Genomic DNA, 20458 nt, shown 5'->3' with positions numbered 1-20458 from the left:
ACAAGTCGGAAGCAGCGTGGCTTTCGGCGGAAGGTGCTGACATGAGCCTCGTTTCAGTCGACACGACACCGGACTCCGAGAATGTGAGGAGGGTGTCCAGTACGTATTTCGAGGGCTTGTCGGCGGACCGATACGCTGCGCTCGCCGAAGACCGCAAGCTGGCGATTGTCGCCGCGCACATGGACCTTTCGCGTCGACGAGGACACAACTCGTCGATCTCGCGACTCGCGCCGGCCGGGGAGTTAGGGGATGGCCCCGCGATTCAATACGTCGGCGACGACATGCCGCAGCTCGTCGAAGCGGTCTTGGCGACACTTGCCCGTGCCCGCGTGGAACCTGAATTCGTGGTGCACCCCGTGCTTCGCACAGCCGTACAACCGGCGCACAGCACCGAAGACGCCCGGGCCGGGGAGCGCACCGAATCATGGATCCACATAGGACTACCCGCACACTGTTCGGACGCGCAGGCGCAGGTGATCGCGGACGACGTCGCCGGAATCCTCGACCGTATCGCGCGTGCCTTCCGCGATTCCGTGCCCCTGCGGGACCTCGTCGGCGAGGCGCGCGAGCAACTGGACTCGAACGGCTACGCCGAAGAAGCTGACTTTCTCCGGTGGTGCAGCGCCGGAAACTTCAGTGTCATCGGTGGTGCGCGAACTGTCGACAGTGACGAGCCGTACGCCATCGGCGTGCTCCCCGATCCAACCGGCTCTTCGGATTCGAAAGCGGCGCCCCTCGCGATTGCAGTGGTGTACCTCCGGCAAGGGTTCGGTGGATCCGAATACGCCACCGAGATCGACGTGTCCGTCGGCGACCGTGCGTACCGATTCGTCGGGTTCTTCACCGCGACCGGTATCGTCGCCGACGTCAGGCGAACCCCGCTCGTGCGAGGACGCGTCGCAGACATCTTCGAGGCCTCAGGATCCACCGTCGATTCGTTTGTCGGACAATCGATGCTGGCAGTGATTCAGTCGATTCCGGTCACAGTGCTCCTGGCGGCCGAGCCGGCCCGAATCGCGGACGCGCTGGACGAACTCACTTCCGTGGACGGCCGCACATCGATCCATCTGTTCTTGCAACCGGTGGGAAGTTCCCCGGCGACAGGGCGAGATCAAGAGTTGTCGGCTTTGCTCTTCGTTCCGCGAGAGAAATTCAGTACGACGATCAGAACAACGGCCGAGTCGGTACTCGCCGACGCACTCGGTGCCCACAATATCGAGTTCTCCAGTCGAGTCTCGGAATCCCCCTTGGCCGTCGTACATTTCACGGCCACAGTCGGCGGCGGCGCGAACTTCGCGTCGGCGCGACAAGCACGGGAGATTCGGGACCTCGTCGTCGACGCTTGCCTGACGTGGGACGAACGATTCGTTCTGGATGCTTCGCACTACGACGAGCGGCGCAGGCGTGCTCGGTTCGCCGAGCGAGTTCCGGTGGCATACAAGCAGGATTTCGACGCTGTCCGAGCCGCCGAGGACATGGCGGTGTTCGAGGGCCTCGCGCCCGGAGAAGTAAGTCCACGGTTGGCCCGATCTGTCGACGGACCGGGTACTCACCGTCTCGGACTGTACGTATCGGGTGATCCGCTCTCTCTGGGCGAGGTGCTGCCCGTATTGCAGAGCCTGGGCGTCGAAGTGGTCGACGAACGTCCGTACGAGATCGCACCGGTGGGAACCGAACAGTCCAGGATCTACGAGTTCACGCTCTACTACCCGAGTGCTCCGGTCGAAGGCTTCGACAACTTTGCCGCGCGATTCGCGGCGACGTTTGCCGCGGTTCGAAACGGTGACGCCGAGCCGGACTCGTTCAACGAATTGGTCGCGATCGCGGGACTCGGCTGGAAACAGGTAGTGGTGCTGCGGGCGTACGCGGAGTTCTTGCAGCAAGCGGGATTTCCTTACAGCACCGGTCGCGTCGCCGAGGTACTTGCCGATCATCCCGAGATCGCCGGCAGATTGTGCGAATTGTTCGAGAGCCGTTTCGATCCTGGCGTCGTCGACGGAGATCGAGGTGCACGTGCAGCAGCGGACGTGGAAGCGGCCGTGGCGCAGGTGCAAGGACTCGACGCCGATCGGATCCTGCGCGCGTTGTCCGAACTGGTCCGTAACACGTTGCGTACCAACTATTTCGTGTATCCCACTGAATCGCTCGGCGCGCTCTCGTTGAAGTTCGATTCGGAGAAGCTGTCCGTATTGCCTTTCCCTCGACCGAAGTTCGAGATATTCGTGTACTCACCCGATGTAGCAGGTGTGCACCTTCGTTTCGGTACGGTGGCTCGCGGCGGCTTGCGCTGGTCGGATCGGAAAGAGGACTTTCGCACCGAGGTACTGGGATTGGTGAAGGCGCAGGCAGTCAAGAACGCAGTCATCGTGCCTGTCGGAGCGAAGGGCGGATTTGTCGTCAAACGCCCACCGGTTCCAGGGCGGGGCGCAGACGCAGACCGAGAAGCTGCGTTGGCGGCCGGGATCGATTGCTACCGATCCTTCATTCGCGGACTACTCGATCTGACCGACAACGTCGACAAGCAGAGCGGGGCCGTTGTCGCGGCGCGGCGGGTCGTTCGCCACGACGGAGACGACACGTATCTTGTTGTCGCCGCGGACAAGGGAACTGCGAAGTTCTCCGACATCGCGAACGAGGTTGCCGCGGAGTACGGATTCTGGCTCGGCGACGCCTTCGCGTCCGGCGGGTCGGTCGGCTACGACCACAAAGCCATGGGTATCACGGCGAAGGGCGCCTGGGAAAGTGTCAAGCGGCACTTCCGTGAGCTCGGCGTCGATACCCAGCACGATGACTTCACCGCGGTGGGGATCGGAGACATGAGTGGCGACGTCTTCGGCAACGGTATGTTGTGCAGCAAGCACATTCGCCTGATCGCGGCGTTCGATCATCGGCACGTGTTCGTCGATCCGAACCCGTCGCCTGAGCGCTCGTACGACGAGCGATCACGTCTCTTTGCGCTCCCCCGATCCTCGTGGGCCGACTACGACCCGACCTTGATCAGTGCCGGCGGCGGAGTGTGGGAACGCTCGGCGAAGCGCGTTCCGATCAGTGACGAGATACGAGAGGCGCTGGGCCTCGAGGACGACGTCACCGAACTGACTCCACCGCAACTGGTTCGGGCGATTTTGCGGTCCCCGGCAGATCTGTTGTGGAACGGCGGCATCGGAACGTACGTCAAGGCCTCCGGTGAGTCCGACCTCGAAGTAGGCGACAAGAGCAACGACGCCGTTCGGGTGAACGGCAACGAAGTGCGTGCCCGAGTGATCGGTGAAGGAGGCAATCTCGGCCTCACCCAGGCCGGACGGATCGAATACGCACGCGGCGGTGGACGGATCAACACAGACGCCCTCGACAATTCGGCCGGAGTCGATTGTTCCGACCACGAGGTGAACATCAAAATCCTTCTCGACTCCCTGATCAGCTCAGACGTCGTCACGGACTCACGTCGTGACGCACTACTCGAATCGCTGACCGACCAGGTCGCAGAACTCGTTCTCGCAGACAACCGTTCGCAGAACGAACTGATGGGTACCACGCGGGCGGATGCGGGGGCGATGATCGGTGTGCACGGCAGAGTGATTTCCAACCTCGAATCGCGCGGGATCGTCGACCGTGTCATCGAAGGGTTTCCGACCAAGAAGCAGTTCGCCGCGGCCGAGAAGTCGGGAACGGGGCTGACGTCGCCGGAACTCGCCACACTGATGGCCCACGTCAAGCTCGATCTGAAATCCACGCTGTTGGCGGGAAGCTCGATCGACAACCAGATCTACCGCCAGGTGCTGGCGAACTATTTTCCGGAGGGCGTTCGAGTTGCAGGGGGTGACGCCCTCGACCGGCACCCACTTCGTCGCGAGATCGTCGCGACAGTGCTGACGAACAACGTCATCGATCGAGGCGGCATCACCTATGCCTATCGGCTCGGTGAAGAAGTCGGCGCTGATCCGGAAGACGCAGTACGTGCCTTCACTGTGGTCTCCGAGGTGTTCGGACTGTGGGGGTTGTGGCACGACATCAGCGAAGCCTCGGTCTCGACCGCAGTGTCCGACGAGTTGATCCTGCTCACCAGGCGACTGCTCGACCGGGCGTCACGGTGGATGCTGACACGTCGTCCGCAACCGCTGGCCGTCGGGGCCGAGATCAGCAGATTCGGTGATCGCATCGCGGAGGCGTCGGCAGAGCTCGATGGCTGGCTGGTAGGCGCAGATCAGCGGAACCTGGCTGCGCGAACGGTCCTCATCACGGACAAAGGCGCGCCGGAGAACCTGGTCAGGCGAGTGGAGATATTGCTCGATCAGTTCGGACTGCTCGACGTGGTGGAGATCGCGGACCTCGCCGATCGGACGATCTCGGAGACCGGCGAACTCTATTTCCGGCTCGGTGAGCATGTTGGGCTCGTCCCGATGCTCAATCGAGTGTCGGCATTGAGCAAGGACGGAAAATGGAACGCGTTGGCGAGGTTGTCGTTGCGGGACGAGTTGTACTCGACGGTGCGGGCCCTGACCCTCGACGTCTTGGCCGACGCGGAAGCGGGTGACACGACAGCGGAAAAACTCTCGAGGTGGGAAGAAAGGAATGCGTCGAGAATCGAGAGGTCCACTCTCGCGCTCGCAGAGATCGAGGCGTCCGGGCAACACGATCTTGCTGCGCTTTCGGTTGCGACGAGCCAATTGCGGCGCATGGTGGGTTAGGTCCGGCGCGGACGCTCGCGGATGGATCGGAAAGGTGCACGAGGCGGATAGACTTCGGAGGCCGAACGGGAGAACCGACTCGGTGGTTTTCGACGAACGGGTGGTGGCGATGGCGATTGCCGAAGTGGACGCAGAACTCGCCGTGCTGTTCAACGAGGCAGGCGGCGAGTCCGCCCCTGCCTACGAACGGGTCAAGAACCTCGTGGTCTCGCAGATCAACTCGGGTCGGTGGACCGAAGGCGATCAGCTGCCTTCGGAGAATCAACTGGTCAGTGCGCTGGGGTTGTCACGAATGACGATCAATCGAGCGCTTCGCGAACTCACCAGCGACGGTCTGATCGTGCGGATGATGGGGGTCGGTACTTTTGTCGCCGCCACGAAGACCGCGTCCCCGCTGTTCGAAGTCAAGAACATCGCCGACGAGATTCAGCGCCGCGGCCACCGTCATCGAACCGAGGTCGTCTTCGTTCGTGAGGAAGAAACCGACCACGGGCAGACGTTCCTTCGTGAATCGGTGGGCAAACGGGTGTTCCATTCGCTGATGGTGCACTTCGAGGACGAAACTCCGATTCAGGTGGAAGACCGATTCGTGAATCCGAACGAGGCGCCCGACTATCTGCGCCAGGACTTCACCGCGATCACCCCCAACAACTACTTGAGTGACGTTGCGCCTCTGGTTCGCGGCGAGCATGTCGTGGAAGCGGTGTTGGGTAGCCCGGACGAATGCGAGCTGTTACGCATCGATCGCGGGGAACCGTGCCTGCTGATTCGCCGCCGCACCTGGTCGGCTAACGGATTGGTCAGCGCGGCGCGCTTGATCCATCCGGGTTCACGCAATCGCTTGGAAGGAACCTTCGAGCGCTGATCGTTTCGAATGGCGAATCCTGAACACTCGCTCGTCCGATCGCACCATTTTCGGGGCCGACTTCGGTGCAATCGACCAGGACGTGACTGCGAGCACACTGAGATCATGGGTGGACGGTTATTGCTTCCGCAACCTCACTTCCCGACGAGTGAGACCTGAGCGGATCCCAGCAACGCCGTCTACGCCGCTCGCTTCCATGATCGAAGGAGTTCGACCTGTGACCGACTTGCCCAAGGACCTACTTGTCGCCCCGAAGTGGCAGGAACGCCTCGACGAACTGGCAGCCAAGCATTCGGTACCGGGCGCGCAGGTCGGTGTGATCGCGCTGGGCGAAGACTGCGCGGCGGACATCCGTGTCATCACCACCGGAGTGACGAGCCTGAACACGCGCGTCGACGTCGACGCAGACACCCTGTTCCAGTACGGATCCGCGAGCAAGATCTGGACGACGACGCTGATCATGCAGCTCGTCGACGAGGGCAAGCTGACGCTGGACACCCTGGTGGTGGAGGTGCTTCCGGAGTTCACGATCGCGGATCCTTCCAACACGAAGGAAATCACGATCCGCCAGTTGCTCACGCACACAAGCGGTATCGACGGAGACCTGTTCAACGACACCGGTGACGGTGACGACTGCGTCGAGAAGTACGTCGACGAACTCGCGACCGCGATCAGCGTCACCGAACCCGGCGGGCATCTGAGTTACAGCAACGCGGGTTTTGCCGTTGCCGGCCGCATCGTCGAGGTCCTTCGTGAGATGACGTGGGACGAGGCGTTGGTCGAATATCTCTGGAAGCCACTCGGATTGACGCACATCATCACCAAGGCCAAGGACGCGCCGCTGTTCCGCACGGCCGTCGGCCACGTGGCCAACCCGGATCGGACGTCGCCGGACAAGGTGATTCCGACCAAGCAGTGGCTGCTTCCGCGCGGTATCGGTCCGGCCGGGATCATCACCGGATCGGTCAGCTCGCTCCTGACCTTCGGTGCTGCACACATGCGTGACGGACTCGCATTGACGGGTGAACGCATTCTGTCCGAAGAATCCGCGCGCCTGATGCGCACTCCGCAATTCGACCTGACCGCGGTCTCGAGCGTCGATCAGGCCTGGGGTCTCGGCTGGATCCTGTCCGACTGGGGCGGCGTGACGTCCGCGCAGCACGGTGGTGCGACAATCGGCCAGATCACTCGTTTTCACACCTTCCCCGAGCTCGGTCTCGCCATGGCCGTGGTGACCAACTCGCGTGGCGGCGGCGCCCTGGCCCACGACATCGAGAAGGAGATCGCCCAGGAGCTCGATCTCGTTCTGCCGGAACCGAAGTCCGAGCCGAATGCGGAAGACATCGACCTGTCGCACATTCTCGGAACCTATGAATCGACAACCGTGCGAATCGAACTCACGCGCGGCGAGGACGGCGGATTCCAGGTGCAGAACTTCGCCAAGGTCGAGATCGACGGCGAGCCGCCGGCTCCGCCCACCAAGGTCGTACCTCTGTCCGCCTCCCGGTTCTTGATCAGTAACGAGAGCGCTTCGGGTGAGATGGCTCATCTCACGATCGATGGCGAGCAATATCTGTACATGACAAGGCTTTTCAAGAAGATTTCCGACTAGTCGCGGCGATTCTCTCCGCTGAATGAAATCTCGGGCAGGTCGAAGGCGATGAGGGCCCTCGACCTGCCCGCACTACTTTTCGAGGAAAACTCATGATGAAACCTCTCGCTCCTTTTCCGGACGTGAATCACCCCGCGGCACTCGATGCTTACGGCCTTGCGCCGGTCATCGACGGTCACAACGATCTGGCCTGGACGGCTCGCGAAACTGCCGCATACTCGGTGGAGAATCTCGAGAAGGATTCCATCTTCCAAACCGACATCGACAAACTCGGTCGCGGCGGCGTCGGTGCGCAGTTCTGGTCGGTTTACACCCCGTGTGACCGGACGGAGCCAGAGGCGGTTCAGTACACACTCGAACAGATCGACTACGTGTACCGGATGATCGAGCGATACCCGGATACTTTCGAATTCGCGCGTACAGGTGACGACGTGCGTCGCATCTGGAGCGAGGGCAAGGTCGCGTCCTTGTTGGGCGCGGAGGGCGGTCACAGCATCGGCAGCTCGCTCGGTGTCCTGAGAATGATGGCGCGCCTTGGTCTTCGGTACATGACGCTGACGCACAACGACAACACCGGGTGGGCGGACTCCGCGACGGACACTCGAGTACACGGCGGGCTGACCGACTTCGGTCGCGAGATCGTGCGCGAAATGAATCGGCTCGGCGTACTCGTCGACCTGTCGCACGTCTCGGTGGAAACGATGAGAGATGCCATCGAGACGTCGTCGGCGCCGGTGATTTTCAGCCATTCGTCGTGCTCTCAGCTATGCGGTCACCCCCGTAATGTTCCCGACGACGTCATGCGACTGCTCGCGGACAACGGCGGGGTCATCATGATCGCCTTTGTACCCATGTTCCTTTCTGCCGAGTACAACGAGTGGTTCAAAGGCGGGCGAGTCGGCCCACGACCGGCGATGACAGTGGACCATCTCGCCGACCACGTCGAGCATGCCCGAGACGTCGCGGGCATCGACCACATCGGTTTGGGCAGTGACTACGATGGGTTCGACGACTTTCCGGACGGTATGCAGGACGTATCCGGTTTCGCGGTGTTGATAGACCGTCTGGCGGAACGCGGTTGGTCCGCGGAGGACTTGGCAAAGCTGATGGGCAACAACATGTTGCGTGTGCTCGACGAGACCAGTGCGGCCTCGATGTCGAGCCTTTCCTAGCCGTATCGACGCCCGAGAAGATGAGGATGAGAATGAAGAAGATTCGTACCGTTGCACTGAAGCTGGTTGCTTCGGTGTCCGTAGTTCTGGTTGTGCTGGTATCGATAGCGCTCGTATTCAATGTCGGCTCCAGCAAAGCGAGCGTTCCGGCCGGGGAGACGGGCAACCAGTTCGTGTCCGTCGACGGAAAGAACATGAGCTACTCGATCCGCGGCAACGGCGATCAGACCATAGTGCTGTTACCCGGGTTCGGAACGTCCGCACCGATTCTCGACTTCACACCGCTTGTCAACGAGCTCGCACCCGACTACCGCGTCGTCACGATCGAGCCCTTCGGTTACGGCTACAGTGACGGAACGGACAAGGACCGCACGACTGCGAACATCGTCGAAGAGATTCATACGGCAGTACAGTCGCTGGGAATTGACGAATACATCCTCATGGGGCACTCGATCACTGGTCTCTATGCGCTGGACTACACCGCGAAGTACCGTGACGAGGTCACCGCATTCGTGGGTATCGACAGCAGTGTTCCAGGGCAGCCGAACATGGATACCAAATTCCCGATCGACGCACTCCGAGTTGGAAGGCAATTGGGCTTGGCGGAATTGCTGTCCAAGGTCGTCGGTGGTGAAGCCTCGGACGAGTACCTCGATCCCGCCGCAAAGGACGAGATGCGACAGTTGACTGCGAAGAACAACTTCAGCGATACCTATCTCAACGAGATGGATCATCTTTCCAGTAACTTCGCTGAAGCAATCGGCAAGACGTTCCCAGCCGATCTTCCGATTCTGTTGTTCGCCGTGAACAATTCAGAAGTTCAGGGCTGGACAGAGCTGCACGAGGGCAGGCAGCCTCCGTCGATCACGGAGAGGTGATCTTGCTGGACGGAGACCACTACCTGCACCACACCAGGTCGAAGGAGATCGCCGAGAACCTCGGAAGGTTCTTGGGTGAGCTGAACTGAATCCGGGAGGACGTTAAAGTTGGAGGCGGGCCATCGAGTCGAGATGGTCCCGCTTCTTTCTTCTCCACTGATCGTTCGGAGGCATTGTGGCGCAGACCTGGTCACGCGAAGAACTGGTGAGCGAGCTGGACTCGGCGTATTCGAAACTCGAAGCGTTACTCGACGGCGTCGCCGAGGCCGATGCGTTCGACGCCGTTGCCGTCGACGCGTGGACGGTGCACGACGTACTCGCTGTGCGTGTCTGGTGGGCAGAGGCCGTCGCAGAGTGGATAGGTGCCGGGCTGCGAGACGAGGCTCCGCAGACGCCGGCGGCGGGTTACAAGTGGACGCAAACACCCGCACTGAACCAGTCGGTTGTCGACGCGAGCATCGACATTCCGGCTCAGGAGCTTCGTGACCGCTTGGGAGCTGCTGTTGCGATGTTGCGCAACTACATCGAGACCCTTGACGACGATCAACTGCTGTCGGTCGGGGTTTTCTCGTGGACCCGGACGTGGCCGGTCTCGAGGTGGATCGCCGTCAACACGATCACCCAATACGCGTCGTTGTCGAAAATGATTCGGCGAGTGCTGAAGTCGAACAATCAGCCCTGAAGTCGATGCATCCGCCATACGTCCGGTCCGTCGGGGAGCGAGGTCTGGCCGACGATCGTGAAACCGAACCGTTGGTACAGCGGTAGATTTCGTTCGGTCGACGTATCGAGCCAGCAATTCTGTTCGGTTCGATCCAGTTCCGCCAAAGCATGTTTCAGTAGCGCAGAACCCAATCCGGTTCCGCGTGAGCGCGGCGTCGTACCGATCGTTGCCAACGACCACGCGTTGTCGGGGACGGGAAGCGCAGACAGTTGTTCGTCAGCCTGAAAAACGCGCTCGAACCGATCTCCGTGCAGTTCGACGATCTTCTCGACGGTCGTTTCATCAGGCTCTGGAGTGTCCGGCGGCAGGACTGCGATGACGCCGTTGCCGGAATCGTCGATGTAGGAACGCCCGAACGGTAGTGCCAGGTGTTCGAGGTAGATCCGTTGCAGAGTCGCGACGCGTTCCACGTGGGAGTCTTCGGCGACGCACCAGTTCGTCCAGGGGTAGTCGGCAAACGCCTCGCCGAGAACCTCGGCGGCACGGTCGAGGTCGTCGATGGACAGCGGTCGAACAGAATTCTGCATAGTGCCACTTCAGCACAGTGAGGTCTTCCGTCGCCACTCGATTTCGGCGGTGTAGCAGGTGCGCGGGTCGTGGTCACGTACTTGTGAGTTCATTCAAGAAAGTTGGACGAGGCTGTCGATCCTGCGTTGACTGGTAGTGATCGGGCAATCGCCGAGCTGTCAACTCCGGGCACGTGAGATCCGGGTACGGCGATTCTCCGCGAAAGGAACAGATATGAACAGGCTCGAAGGCAAGAATGTAGTGATCACAGGCGCCGCCAGTGGAATCGGGCGTGCAGCAGCACAACTCATGGCGGCAGAGGGCGCCAAGGTGTTGGTCGCCGACCTCGATCCTGCGCGTGCAGAGGAATCGGCGGTGGCGATTCGCGAGACGGGTGGCAATGCAGTGGGTTTCGGCGTCGATGTCATGAACGAGGACTCTCTGGCAGCGATGATCGAAAAGGCGGTCACCGAATTCGGCGGCATCAACGTCCTGTGTAATCACGTGGGCGGTAGTAACCCGCGCAAGGATCTCGACCTGCTCCGGATGGACTTGGACGAGTGGGATCGCGTGATGTCGCTCAACGTCCGCAGCACTGTCGTCGCTTCACGACTTGCCATTCCGCACATGAACAGTGCCGGTGGAGGATCGATCGTCAACACGGCCTCGGTAGGTGGATTGATCGGGGATTCCCTGCAGTCTGCCTACGGATCCGCCAAAGCGGCAGTCATTCGTCTGACGCAGTACATCGCAGTCCAGTACGGAGCAAACGGTGTTCGGTGCAATGCCGTAGCGCCGGGCGCGATCATGACACCCGCTCTCGTGGACAACATCCCCGCTGATGTCATCGACGGCATGAAGCAGGCAAACGCCCTGTCTTACCTCGGCGAACCCGAAGACATCGCGCATGCCATGGTCTACCTGGCTTCGGACGAATCTCGCTACATGACGGGGCAGACCCTGGTGGTCGACGGCGGACTCACCAGCAAGAGTCCGCTCGCGACCGGCCGTTCGTCGATGTTGAGCTGAATCAGCTCCGCCAACCGCTGGGGCCGGCGCCCAGAACCTCGATGGATCCCTGACTGGCGTGTGAATGCTTGGTGCGGTGCGTCATTCGCCACTTTCCGTCGATCCGCGCCCATGAGTCGTGGTAGTCGCCGAGGGTGAAGAAGTTCAGGTGAGCCTTGCTCCCGGTGCCCACATGCATGTCGCTGACATAGGAGCGGCTGGTGGCGAGATCGCCGACCACCTCGACCAGCACGTTACCGATCAGATGTTGGGTGGGACCGCACTCGTCGAGGAACGAGCGGATGGACGCCACTACCTCGGCGGGTCCGCGCAGAGTTCCGGTGCCCAATTCTGCCGTAGCGTCCGGCGTCATGATCCGGTGGAGTTCATCCCAGTCTCGCGCATCCATGGCTCGGGCGAACTCGAAGATGGAGCGGGTGATCTCGCGTTCGTCGAGAAGAGTGGTGATGTCGATGCTCATGCTGTGCGCCTTTCTTAACGTCGGGGGGTTAATAAAGGCGCACAGCAGATGTCAGCGGTTGAGCAGCTTGCGCATCGCTTCGGCAGCGCCCTTGACCATCTTGTCTCGGGGGAAGCCACTGCGCTTCTTGGCGCCTTCGTAGTTTCCTGCAGCCACCCAGATCGGGCCGTCGGCAAGGTGTTCGAGACCTTCACGTGCAACATCTTCGGGCTCTGCGACGTTCATGCCCGGGATGTCGAAGTTCAGTCCCGCGCGAATCATAGCGGGTGTGCGAGTGACACCGAGAATGAACTCGACGACGTGAACGCCGTACGGCTGGAGTTCGAGCCACAGGCTTTCGGCGAAGATGCGCCCGAATGCCTTGGACGCCGCGTAGATGCTCTGGTGCTCGGAGCCCATGAATCCGGCCAGCGAACCGAGCAGCATGATGCCGCCGCGTCCGCGATCCTTCATCAATCCGCCGAAGTGGTGCGAGAGTTCGAGCTGCTTGTTGATGTTCAGCTCGATGACTCCGGCAAATCCCGTCAGATCTCCGGTGACGAACTCGTGGCCGTAGCTGTTGGCGCCGGCGTTGAAAATGAGGAGACCAACCTCGACGTTGTCGGTGACAGCCTTGATCTGATCGAGCGCGTCCGGAACGAGCAGATCCAATGCGAGAGTGCGTACTTCGACGCCGTTGGCGCGTGCCTTGGCCGCGGTCTCCTCGAGCGGGCCCGGCTTGCGGGCGATGAGAACGAGGTTGATGCCGATCTTGCTGAGCTCGTCGGCGAACCCTGCGCCGACACCTTCTGAACCGCCGGCGATGACTGCCCACGGGCCGTAGTACTGAGGATCGATCATTACTACCTTCTTCGAAAGATGTTGGCTTGACTAGTGAAACGGAGTCGGTACGGGTTCGCTGTCGTCGACGATCGGCTGAGGCACCGGCTCGTCGTTGAGGATCTCGAGTTGGCCCGCTGTTGCAGCGTTCACGATGGACGCGATCAAGGCGCCGCACTGCTTGCGAGGGGCACCGGGTCGTCCCTCTCGCTGCCCGAATTCACGGTCGTCGGCGATTTCGAGGCACTGGGCGCGGGCCTGGTCACTCCACTGAACGGTGGTGTGTTCCCAACTGTTCTTCTGGACCAGGACCTGAGCCTTGCACTCAGCGCACTGAAGAGGCTGCATCTTCGTCTGCCTTCTTTGCAGCGAGGTTGTCTTCGACTTCCTTCTGCCAGGCTGCGACGGGTCGCGCGGTGTCGAGTTCGAATTCGAAGCGCTCGGTCATCTCGGGAGCGATGTCCGCGACATCGACGTAGAACTGTTCGTACCAGCGACGGAGCTGGTAGACCGGGCCGTCTTCTTCGCACAGGAGCGGGTTCTCGATGCGAGTCTTGTTCTTCCAGATCTCGACGTCCTGCTCGAAGCCCTTGGCGATGAACGTACCGAAGTTCGCGGCCATCGCGTCGGCGGCTTCACCCTGGAAGCGATCGGACTTCTTGACGATGATGCCGTACTGGAGCACGAACTTGTCAGCGCTGACCGGGTAGTGGCAGTTGATGAGTACAGAGTCGACGTTGTAGTCCTCGTACTCGTAGGTCAGGTCGTCGACCATGAAGGAGGGGCCGAAGTATGTCGCAACCGAGTTGCTGCCGACCATCTTCGGGGTGCCTGCTGCGTGGGGACGCATATCGGAGCGAGCGACGCCGCGCATGTACTGCGTTGCGGCGTGGCCTTCGAAGACGTTCTTGAAGTACGTCGGGAAGGAGTAGTGCACGTAGAAGAAGTGCGCCATGTCGACGATGTTGTCGACGATTTCACGACAGTTGGTGTCGACGGTCGTGGTGTACCAGACCCAGTCGCTCCACTCGTCGCTGAGCGCGCCTTCGATGCGGGGGATAGCCACGTCGTCGGTCGGCGGGTTGCCCTCGGGGTCGTGCCAGACGAAGAGCATGCCGTCCTGGTCGAGGGTTTGCCAGGCGCGCGTCTTGGCCAGCGGGGGGACGCGGCGTGCGTACGGAATCTTCTGGCACTTGCCGTTGCCGCCCCAGCGCCAATCGTGGAACGGACAGGCAATGGCGTCGCCCTTGATGGTGCCCTGGCTCAAGTCGCCACCCATGTGACGGCAGTACGCGTCGAGGATCTTGACGTTGCCTTCACTGTCGGCGAAGACGACCAGTTTGGTGCCGAACGCCTCGATGGAGTGCGGCTGGCCGTCCTTGAAGGACTCCGTGAGTCCAATGCAGTGCCATCCACGCGCAAAGCGTGTAGGCGCGGTTCCAGCTTGGATCTCGCGAACCTCGTCGTTGTCGGACTGAGTGATCGTCACGATGAGTCCCGTCCTTTCCAGGGGCAGTGTCGACGCCCGACGCTAGGGGAGCGTGAATTGCCTCTGGGGTCTCGTCTCACTGGCCGGGACCAGCGGCGAGCGCGAGGATCCGGCGGCTGATCCCGGCCTCCGGGACTTCCGATCACCGGAACGCGTGACCGACATATCGTGACGGGGCAGCCGTTATGTCTATCTGCCGATCCGCTCCCTCACGGTTCGGTGCGAGGAGTGTCTCCCATGGTCAACAAGGTTCTGAGTTCAGTCCGTGATCTGCTCCCGAAGATCGCGGCCCGCGCTCAGAAGGTCGACGATTCGCGCAAGATCTCCGAACGGACCATCCGGGAGCTGTCCGAAGCCGGCGTCTTCTCCATGCTGGCGCCGAAAAGATACGGAGGTGCCGAGAGCGACCCGGTTCAGTTCTACGAAGTGGTCAGGGCCATCTCGGCTGCCTGCGGCTCGACCGGTTGGGTCGCGTCGGTGGTGGGGGTGCACCCGTGGCATCTTGCACTTTTCGACGACCGAGCGCAGGCCGACGTGTGGGGAGAGGATCAGACGACGCTCATTTCGTCCGCCTATGCGCCGGTCGGTCGACTGACGGCGGTGGACGGAGGCTACGAACTGTCGGGCCAGTGGGGTTTCTCCTCCGGTTGCGACCACGCGAGTTGGGCGTTGCTGGGAGCGATGGTGGTCGGCATGGATGGTCGTCCCGTCGATTTCATGACGGTGTTGGTGCCGCGCACCGATTACGAAATCCGTGACGTGTGGGATGTCGTGGGGATGCGCGGCACCGCGAGCAACGAGATCGTGGTCGACAAGGCCTTCGTTCCCGAGCACCGATTGAAGCGCAACTACGAGACCGCACAACTGCGTGGGCCTGGCCAAGCGGTCAATCCTGGCCCGCTGTACAAACTTCCGTTCGGGAGCATCTTCACCTCGACGGTTGCCGCGCCGTGTGTGGGCATCGTCGCCGGTTGTTACGAGGGGTACCTGGACGTGATGCGTGAGCGCGTCCGTCTGAGTTTGGGTGGCGGACGGTTCAGTGAGGATCAGTTCGCTCAGGTCGCCGTCGCACGTGCGTCGTCGGAGATCGATGCTGCGATTCTGCAGATGGATCGCAATATCCGGGAGATGTACGAACTTGCTGTGGCCGGTCAGGAGCTCCCACTCTCGATGAGGCTGCGTGCGCGTCGTGATCAGGTTCGTGCGACGGAACGCTCGGTGGAAGCGATCGACATGCTTTTCAAGACGGCAGGCGGGAACTCCCTCTCTCGCGGAAACCCGATCGAGCGTGCGTGGCGTGACGTTCATGCGGGCAGCGTTCACGTTGCCAACGAACCCGAGCGCGCGTTGGCGCTCTACGGCCGGGCGGCGTTCGGACTGCCGGTGGAGGACAACCTGATCTGACGGGTTGGCGCGTCACCGGGTGGGGTATTTGCCTTTGGATGAGGGAAGTACCGGCTCTGACCATCGGCTCGATCGTCGACATGGCGGGTGTCGCGCGCGCGAAGGTGATGCCGGCCGGCCGAACCGGTGTCTTCGAGAAAGCCGGTGCGGGAGTCTCACCGAGCTGGAACGTCTTCTGTAGCGACGATCGGATTGCCTTCACCGATTCCTTTTCCGTCGTGGGTGATCTCCGGTTGCGTATCGACCGCTCCGACCTCCGTGATCTCGGAGGGGGCGTGTCGTGGGCGCCGGCGACGTTGCACGAGCAAGACGGTGCGACGGCTGCCGTGTGTACTCGGTCCGCACTCACTGCCGTCGTGGCGCGGCTTGCCGCCGACGGACTGGAAGCTCGGGTGGGTCACGAGATCGAGTTCACTCTTTTCGGTGATGCGTGTGACGGAGCGTGGTCGGCGTACGGGTTAGGTGCAGTCCTGCGCCGCGAGGACTTCCTCAAGGACCTTCTGCGCAATGCCGAACGCGCACAACTTCATATCGAGCAAGTTCATGCGGAGTACGGACCGGAACAATTCGAGATCTCCATCGCTCCGGCAACTCCCGTTCAGGCCGCCGATCTTGTGGTGCTGGCCCGGATCTTGATCAGCCGCACTGCCAGAGCCCATGGATTGGCGGCATCGTTTTCACCGATACCTACGATCGGAGGTGCCGGGAACGGTGCACACCAGCACTTTTCGTTGATCTCAGGTGGGCGGCCCGTCTTCTCCGGTGGTGGTCAGGACTACGGGATGACCGACAAAGGATCATCAGCTTTGGGTGGAATCCTTTCTCACCTCACGGAATTCACGGCCGTCTTTGCTTCCTCGCCGCTCTCCGGCCTCAGGCTGCGTCCGGACAATTGGTCGGGGGCCTACGTCTGTTGGGGGCTCGAGAACCGGGAAGCGGCACTGAGGTTCTGCGCCGAGTCACCGTCGAATCCACACGGCGCCAACGCCGAAGTGAAAATCGTCGATCCATCGGCCAACCCGTATCTGGCGACCGCTGCGATACTTGGCCTCTCGCATATCGGTATCGGCAATGCCTCGCCATTGCCGCCGGAAATTGTGGTGAACCCGTCGACTCTCACGGAGGCGGAACGTGATGAGCGCGGGGTGACCCGAGTCCCCACCGATCTGCGCGAGACAGTGCAGAAGTTCAACTCCTCCTCGGTGGCGAAGGAAATCTTCGGGGAGCCGATCATCGAAGCGATGGTGTCGGTGTAGGGAGTTGAGCGCGAGACTTTCTCCCAGATGGACGAGGCGACAACCGTCGAGCGGCTTCGATATACCTGGAGTTGAAAGGGTTGACGCGCAAGATGTCGAGTCCTATGTTTAAGCTATTCCTTAATTAAGGAGTTGCTTACATGGACGAGCGAAGTGGCCGACTCGATGCAGTGTTCAGCGCATTGGCCGACCCGACGAGGCGTGAAATGCTCTCTCGCCTCACTGATGGTTCGATGACCGTCGGTGAGTTGGCCGAGCCGTTCGAAATGAGTCGACCCGCCATCTCTCAGCATCTGAAGGTGCTCGAGCGAGCCGGTCTCATCGAACGAACCGCCACCGCGCAATGGCGCACGTGCACCCTTCGCGCAGAGGGTCTCGACGACGCCAGCGCCTGGGTCGACGAACACCGGCGAGGCTGGAACGAACGCTTCGACCTCCTCGACGAGCGTCTACGTGAGCTGAAGCAACGTCGACCGAAGAAGGAGAAGGACAATGAGTGACCGGAACGTCGATGCCACTGCAGAATTCACCATCACTCGGATCTTCGATGCGCCGCGCGACCTTGTCTGGCAGGCGTGGACCGACCCCGACGAGGCGGCGCGCTGGTGGCATCCGAAGGGTGTCAGCAGTCCTCGGGAGTACGTCACGATCGACCCCCGGGTTGGCGGAACGTACCGCTACCTGATGATCAACGACGAGAACGGAGCCGAGTACCCCACCGGCGGAACCTATCTCGAGGTCGACGAGCCGAAGAGGCTGGTCTTCACCTGGGGAAATCCGAGTGATCCGGTGGATGCCGCACCTCGGATAACGGTCACGCTCGCAGAACGGGGTGACAAAACCGAGATGACCTTCCACCTGGTAGGAATTCCGGGATTCAAGGGTGACGGGAATGTGTACGACGGATGGGAATCCGCTTTCGACGTGTTGGACGAAGTTCGCGCCGGCGACTAGTCGGGAATCGGACACCGCGACAGCGGTGCCGGTGATTGAATGGGGCTGATAGACCATTCGTCACCGACGCAGGAGAGCCTGATGGCACCAGAAGTTGCGGTAGTTCTCGAGGGATACACCTACTTCGAATGCCCGCGCTGGCACGAGAACCGGATCTGGGTATCGGACTTCTACACCTACCAGGTGATTTCGGCCTGCGAGGACGGGACAGACATACGCGTCGAGGCGGAGGTTCCAGGGCAGCCGTCCGGGCTGGGGTGGCTTCCGGACGGCAGATTACTGGTCGTCTCCATGCGGGACCAGAAGATTCTGCGGCGAGAATCCGATGGCGAGTTGGTGGTGCACGCAGACTTGTCCGGGTACGTCAGTGCCAACGTCAACGACATGCTGGTCGACGCACAGGGACGAGCGTACGTGGGCAACTTCGGGTTCGATCTGATGAACCTGGCCCCCGTCGAGACGGCAGATCTCCTCCGCGTCGACCCGGACGGATCGGTGCACGTCGTCGCGCGAGATCTCCACTTCCCCAACGGAATGGCTCTGACGTCGACCGGAGATCTGCTCGTGGACGAAACGCTGGGAAATCGAATCAGTGCGTTTGCCGTCCAGGCCGACGGCTCTCTGGGTGAACGCCGCGACTGGGCGTCGTTCGGGCCGGTGCCTGGTGGACCCGAGATGGAGACCACCCTCGCTCAGATCGTCGTTGCGGCGGACGGGTGTTGTATCGACGGAGACGATTCGATGTGGGTGGCCGATGCCCTCGGAAGCCGTGTTCTTCATGTGGGCGCCAGCGGGGAGATAGTCGACGAAATTGCCTTCGACAGCGGTGTCTTCGCTTGCGGACTCGGCGGTTCCGACGGTCGTACCCTGTTCGTTTGTGCCGCCCCGGATTTCAACGAACACGCTCGCAAGGTGGCTACCGAAGGAAAGCTGCTGTCGATTCGCCTGGAGCCTTTGAGCTGATATGGAATTGGTGACCTCGCTACCTGCCGACACTCCGCTGCGGCAGGTAGCTCAGCACGTCCGACGCATCGAGAACCTTGGTTTCGACACGGTGCACATCTCCGAAACCATTCGTGATCCGTTTGCGGTGGCGGCCCTGGCCGTCGAGCACAGCAGTACTCTCACTGTCCGGACGTCGATGGTTGTCGCGTTTGCGCGCAGTCCCATGGTGACGGCTTTGGCTGCCTGGGATCTTGCGGGTTTCTCGGGTGGACGATTTCAACTGGGGCTTGCGACGCAGGTGCGTGGGAACATCGTCGGGCGGTACTCGATGCCGTGGACGGATCCTGTTGCGCAACTGCGTGATTACGTCAGCGCTGTACGCGAGATCTTCCGAGTTTTTCAGGAGGGCGGTGAACTCGACCATGCCGGAACGCACTACACCTTCGACCGGCTGCAGCCCTACTTCAATCCGGGGCCGCTCGATGTTCCGGCTCCGGAGATCTGGACCGGGGGAGTGAACTCGCGCATGTGCTCACTGGCGGGAGCCGTCGCCGACGGTTTTGTTTCTCACCCCACCAGCTCCCATCCGAAGGTGCTCGCGGAGAGGATCATTCCATCGTTGACGGCGGGCGGAAGGAAGCCGCGACTGATTGCCGTTCCGAAGATGATCACCGGCAAAGATCCTGCCGCGATACTTGCTCAACGAGAAGCGGTGCGCAGTGAACTTGCCTTTCTCTACTCCACTCCGGCGTACCGAGTCGCGCTGGAGGTCCTCGGATTATCCGAGGTCGGGGAAGAACTGACAGTGATGGCGCGGGCAGGTGATTGGGCTCGACTACCTGCCGTCCTCACCGACGATGTTCTCGACAGGCTGGTCACGCAATGCACCTACGCCGAACTCCCCGAAGTGCTGAGTTCGAAATACGCGAGTCTCTGCGACGGCATTGCACTGGCGGTGCCGGCGAATCCCGCCGACGACCGCGTCTTCGCAGCGATGTGTGAGGAGATTCGAGCCGCCGCAGCGTCTGCCCCGTGACGTCCAGTCGGCGCGAACTACACTCTCGACATGGGGCGCGTCTACGAAGGCATCGATGAAAAGCTCACCACGTGGCTGCAGGCTCAACCGCTTTTCGTCGTTGCCACCGCACCGTTGTCTGCTGACGGGTTGGTCAATTGCTCACCCAAAGGGGGAGTCGGATCGTTTGTGGTGCTGACATCCAACCGGGTGGCGTACCTCGACCTCACCGGCAGCGGTGTGGAAACCATCGCGCACGTGCGCGAGAACTCCCGAATAACACTGATGTTCATGGCGTTTGAAGGCCCGCCGAAGATCGTACGACTGCACGGTCACGGACACGTTCTGCTTGCAGGGTCGGAACCGTTCAACGAGCTTGTCGGTAGGTTCCCTGAGCACCCGGGGCTGCGGTCGATCGTCGTGGTCGATCTGACGCGCATTTCGGATTCGTGCGGATACGCAGTACCGCTGATGGACTACCAATCCGATCGTGACGTGCTCGACCGCGTAGCGGAGAAGAGGGGGCCGGAGCGGCTCATCGCCTATCGCGCCGAGAAGAACGCGAAGAGTGTGGACGGGTTGCCCGGTATCGACCTGGAGTGATACAAAATCGCGTCGCCGTGCGAAAGAGTGTGGGGCAG

General features: G+C 61.4%; 19 protein-coding genes. 14 read left to right on the top strand and 5 right to left on the bottom strand.

Annotation, left to right across the window (positions count from 1 at the left end; genetic code table 11):
- The first annotated feature begins 41 nt into the window (after positions 1–41).
- The 6 genes from EHW12_RS25285 to EHW12_RS25260 all read left to right on the top strand — a co-directional run bounded on the left by EHW12_RS25285 (position 42) and on the right by EHW12_RS25260 (position 9897).
- Positions 42–4688 carry an NAD-glutamate dehydrogenase domain-containing protein gene (locus tag EHW12_RS25285; protein WP_241199043.1) on the top strand — a complete coding sequence of 1549 codons (4647 nt, stop codon included), beginning with the start codon at positions 42–44 and terminating at the stop codon, positions 4686–4688.
- A gap of 109 nt (positions 4689–4797) precedes the next feature.
- The gene (gene hutC / locus EHW12_RS25280; RefSeq protein WP_024487384.1) at positions 4798–5553 is read left to right on the top strand and encodes a histidine utilization repressor; all 756 of its coding nucleotides are present in this window, start codon (positions 4798–4800) and stop codon (positions 5551–5553) included.
- Positions 5554–5770: 217 nt separating this feature from the next.
- Positions 5771–7165 (top strand): serine hydrolase domain-containing protein, encoded by a 1395-nt coding sequence (locus tag EHW12_RS25275; RefSeq protein WP_007732720.1) that lies wholly within the window; start codon positions 5771–5773, stop codon positions 7163–7165.
- A 92-nt stretch (positions 7166–7257) separates the two neighbouring features.
- Complete coding sequence (locus EHW12_RS25270) at positions 7258–8337, top strand: dipeptidase (RefSeq protein WP_080961193.1); 1080 nt, start codon at positions 7258–7260, stop codon at positions 8335–8337.
- Positions 8338–8369: 32 nt separating this feature from the next.
- Positions 8370–9215, top strand: coding sequence for an alpha/beta hydrolase (locus tag EHW12_RS25265; protein ID WP_241199042.1), 846 nt, complete (start codon positions 8370–8372; stop codon positions 9213–9215).
- 175 nt (positions 9216–9390) lie between these two features.
- Positions 9391–9897 (top strand): ClbS/DfsB family four-helix bundle protein, encoded by a 507-nt coding sequence (locus tag EHW12_RS25260; protein ID WP_064443723.1) that lies wholly within the window; start codon positions 9391–9393, stop codon positions 9895–9897.
- Here EHW12_RS25260 and EHW12_RS25255 read toward each other — a convergent pair.
- Positions 9888–10466, bottom strand: a complete 579-nt coding sequence (locus tag EHW12_RS25255; protein WP_125052014.1) for a GNAT family N-acetyltransferase — start codon at positions 10464–10466, stop codon at positions 9888–9890. The two genes, EHW12_RS25260 and EHW12_RS25255, sit on opposite strands and share 10 nt — an antisense overlap.
- A 214-nt stretch (positions 10467–10680) precedes the next feature.
- On the opposite strand from EHW12_RS25255, the gene EHW12_RS25250 reads away from it, so the two are divergent.
- Positions 10681–11475, top strand: coding sequence for an SDR family NAD(P)-dependent oxidoreductase (locus tag EHW12_RS25250; RefSeq protein ID WP_125052012.1), 795 nt, complete (start codon positions 10681–10683; stop codon positions 11473–11475).
- 1 nt (position 11476) lies between these two features.
- Here the strand turns inward: EHW12_RS25250 and EHW12_RS25245 are convergent, their stop codons facing one another.
- The 4 genes from EHW12_RS25245 to EHW12_RS25230 are packed head-to-tail and all read right to left on the bottom strand — an operon-like array spanning position 11477 to position 14243.
- Positions 11477–11935 carry a nuclear transport factor 2 family protein gene (locus EHW12_RS25245; protein ID WP_125052010.1) on the bottom strand — a complete coding sequence of 153 codons (459 nt, stop codon included), beginning with the start codon at positions 11933–11935 and terminating at the stop codon, positions 11477–11479.
- Positions 11936–11986: 51 nt separating this feature from the next.
- Complete coding sequence (locus EHW12_RS25240; protein WP_047270702.1) at positions 11987–12775, bottom strand: SDR family NAD(P)-dependent oxidoreductase; 789 nt, start codon at positions 12773–12775, stop codon at positions 11987–11989.
- A gap of 30 nt (positions 12776–12805) precedes the next feature.
- Positions 12806–13102: a hypothetical protein gene (locus EHW12_RS25235; RefSeq protein ID WP_047270703.1), complete on the bottom strand. Its 297-nt coding sequence runs from the start codon at positions 13100–13102 to the stop codon at positions 12806–12808.
- The gene (locus EHW12_RS25230) at positions 13080–14243 is read right to left on the bottom strand and encodes a Rieske 2Fe-2S domain-containing protein (protein ID WP_003940257.1); all 1164 of its coding nucleotides are present in this window, start codon (positions 14241–14243) and stop codon (positions 13080–13082) included. The genes EHW12_RS25235 and EHW12_RS25230 overlap by 23 nt, the downstream gene beginning before the upstream one ends.
- 237 nt (positions 14244–14480) lie before the next feature.
- Between EHW12_RS25230 and hsaA the strand changes: the two genes are divergently transcribed.
- From hsaA to EHW12_RS25195, 7 genes are all read left to right on the top strand, one after another.
- Positions 14481–15647: a 3-hydroxy-9,10-secoandrosta-1,3,5(10)-triene-9,17-dione monooxygenase oxygenase subunit gene (hsaA, locus tag EHW12_RS25225; protein ID WP_042448427.1), complete on the top strand. Its 1167-nt coding sequence runs from the start codon at positions 14481–14483 to the stop codon at positions 15645–15647.
- Positions 15648–15685: 38 nt separating this feature from the next.
- Positions 15686–16903, top strand: coding sequence for a glutamine synthetase family protein (locus EHW12_RS25220; RefSeq protein ID WP_241199041.1), 1218 nt, complete (start codon positions 15686–15688; stop codon positions 16901–16903).
- A 140-nt stretch (positions 16904–17043) separates the two neighbouring features.
- On the top strand, positions 17044–17403 hold the full coding sequence (locus EHW12_RS25215; RefSeq protein WP_003940373.1) for a metalloregulator ArsR/SmtB family transcription factor: 360 nt from the start codon (positions 17044–17046) through the stop codon (positions 17401–17403).
- Positions 17396–17857 (top strand): SRPBCC domain-containing protein, encoded by a 462-nt coding sequence (locus EHW12_RS25210; protein ID WP_125052008.1) that lies wholly within the window; start codon positions 17396–17398, stop codon positions 17855–17857. The genes EHW12_RS25215 and EHW12_RS25210 overlap by 8 nt, the downstream gene beginning before the upstream one ends.
- 81 nt (positions 17858–17938) lie before the next feature.
- On the top strand, positions 17939–18820 hold the full coding sequence (locus EHW12_RS25205; protein ID WP_030536983.1) for an SMP-30/gluconolactonase/LRE family protein: 882 nt from the start codon (positions 17939–17941) through the stop codon (positions 18818–18820).
- 1 nt (position 18821) lies between these two features.
- A complete protein-coding gene (locus tag EHW12_RS25200) occupies positions 18822–19838 on the top strand; it encodes a TIGR03617 family F420-dependent LLM class oxidoreductase (RefSeq protein ID WP_050656598.1) in 1017 nt (338 codons plus the stop codon).
- A gap of 30 nt (positions 19839–19868) precedes the next feature.
- On the top strand, positions 19869–20420 hold the full coding sequence (locus EHW12_RS25195; RefSeq protein WP_125052006.1) for a pyridoxamine 5'-phosphate oxidase family protein: 552 nt from the start codon (positions 19869–19871) through the stop codon (positions 20418–20420).
- Positions 20421–20458: the final 38 nt, after the last annotated feature.

The sequence above is a fragment of the Rhodococcus sp. NJ-530 genome (genome assembly GCF_003860625.1).
GTDB classification, from domain to species: Bacteria; Actinomycetota; Actinomycetes; order Mycobacteriales; family Mycobacteriaceae; genus Rhodococcus_F; species Rhodococcus_F qingshengii.
This window is presented reverse-complemented; position numbering and strand designations above follow the sequence as displayed.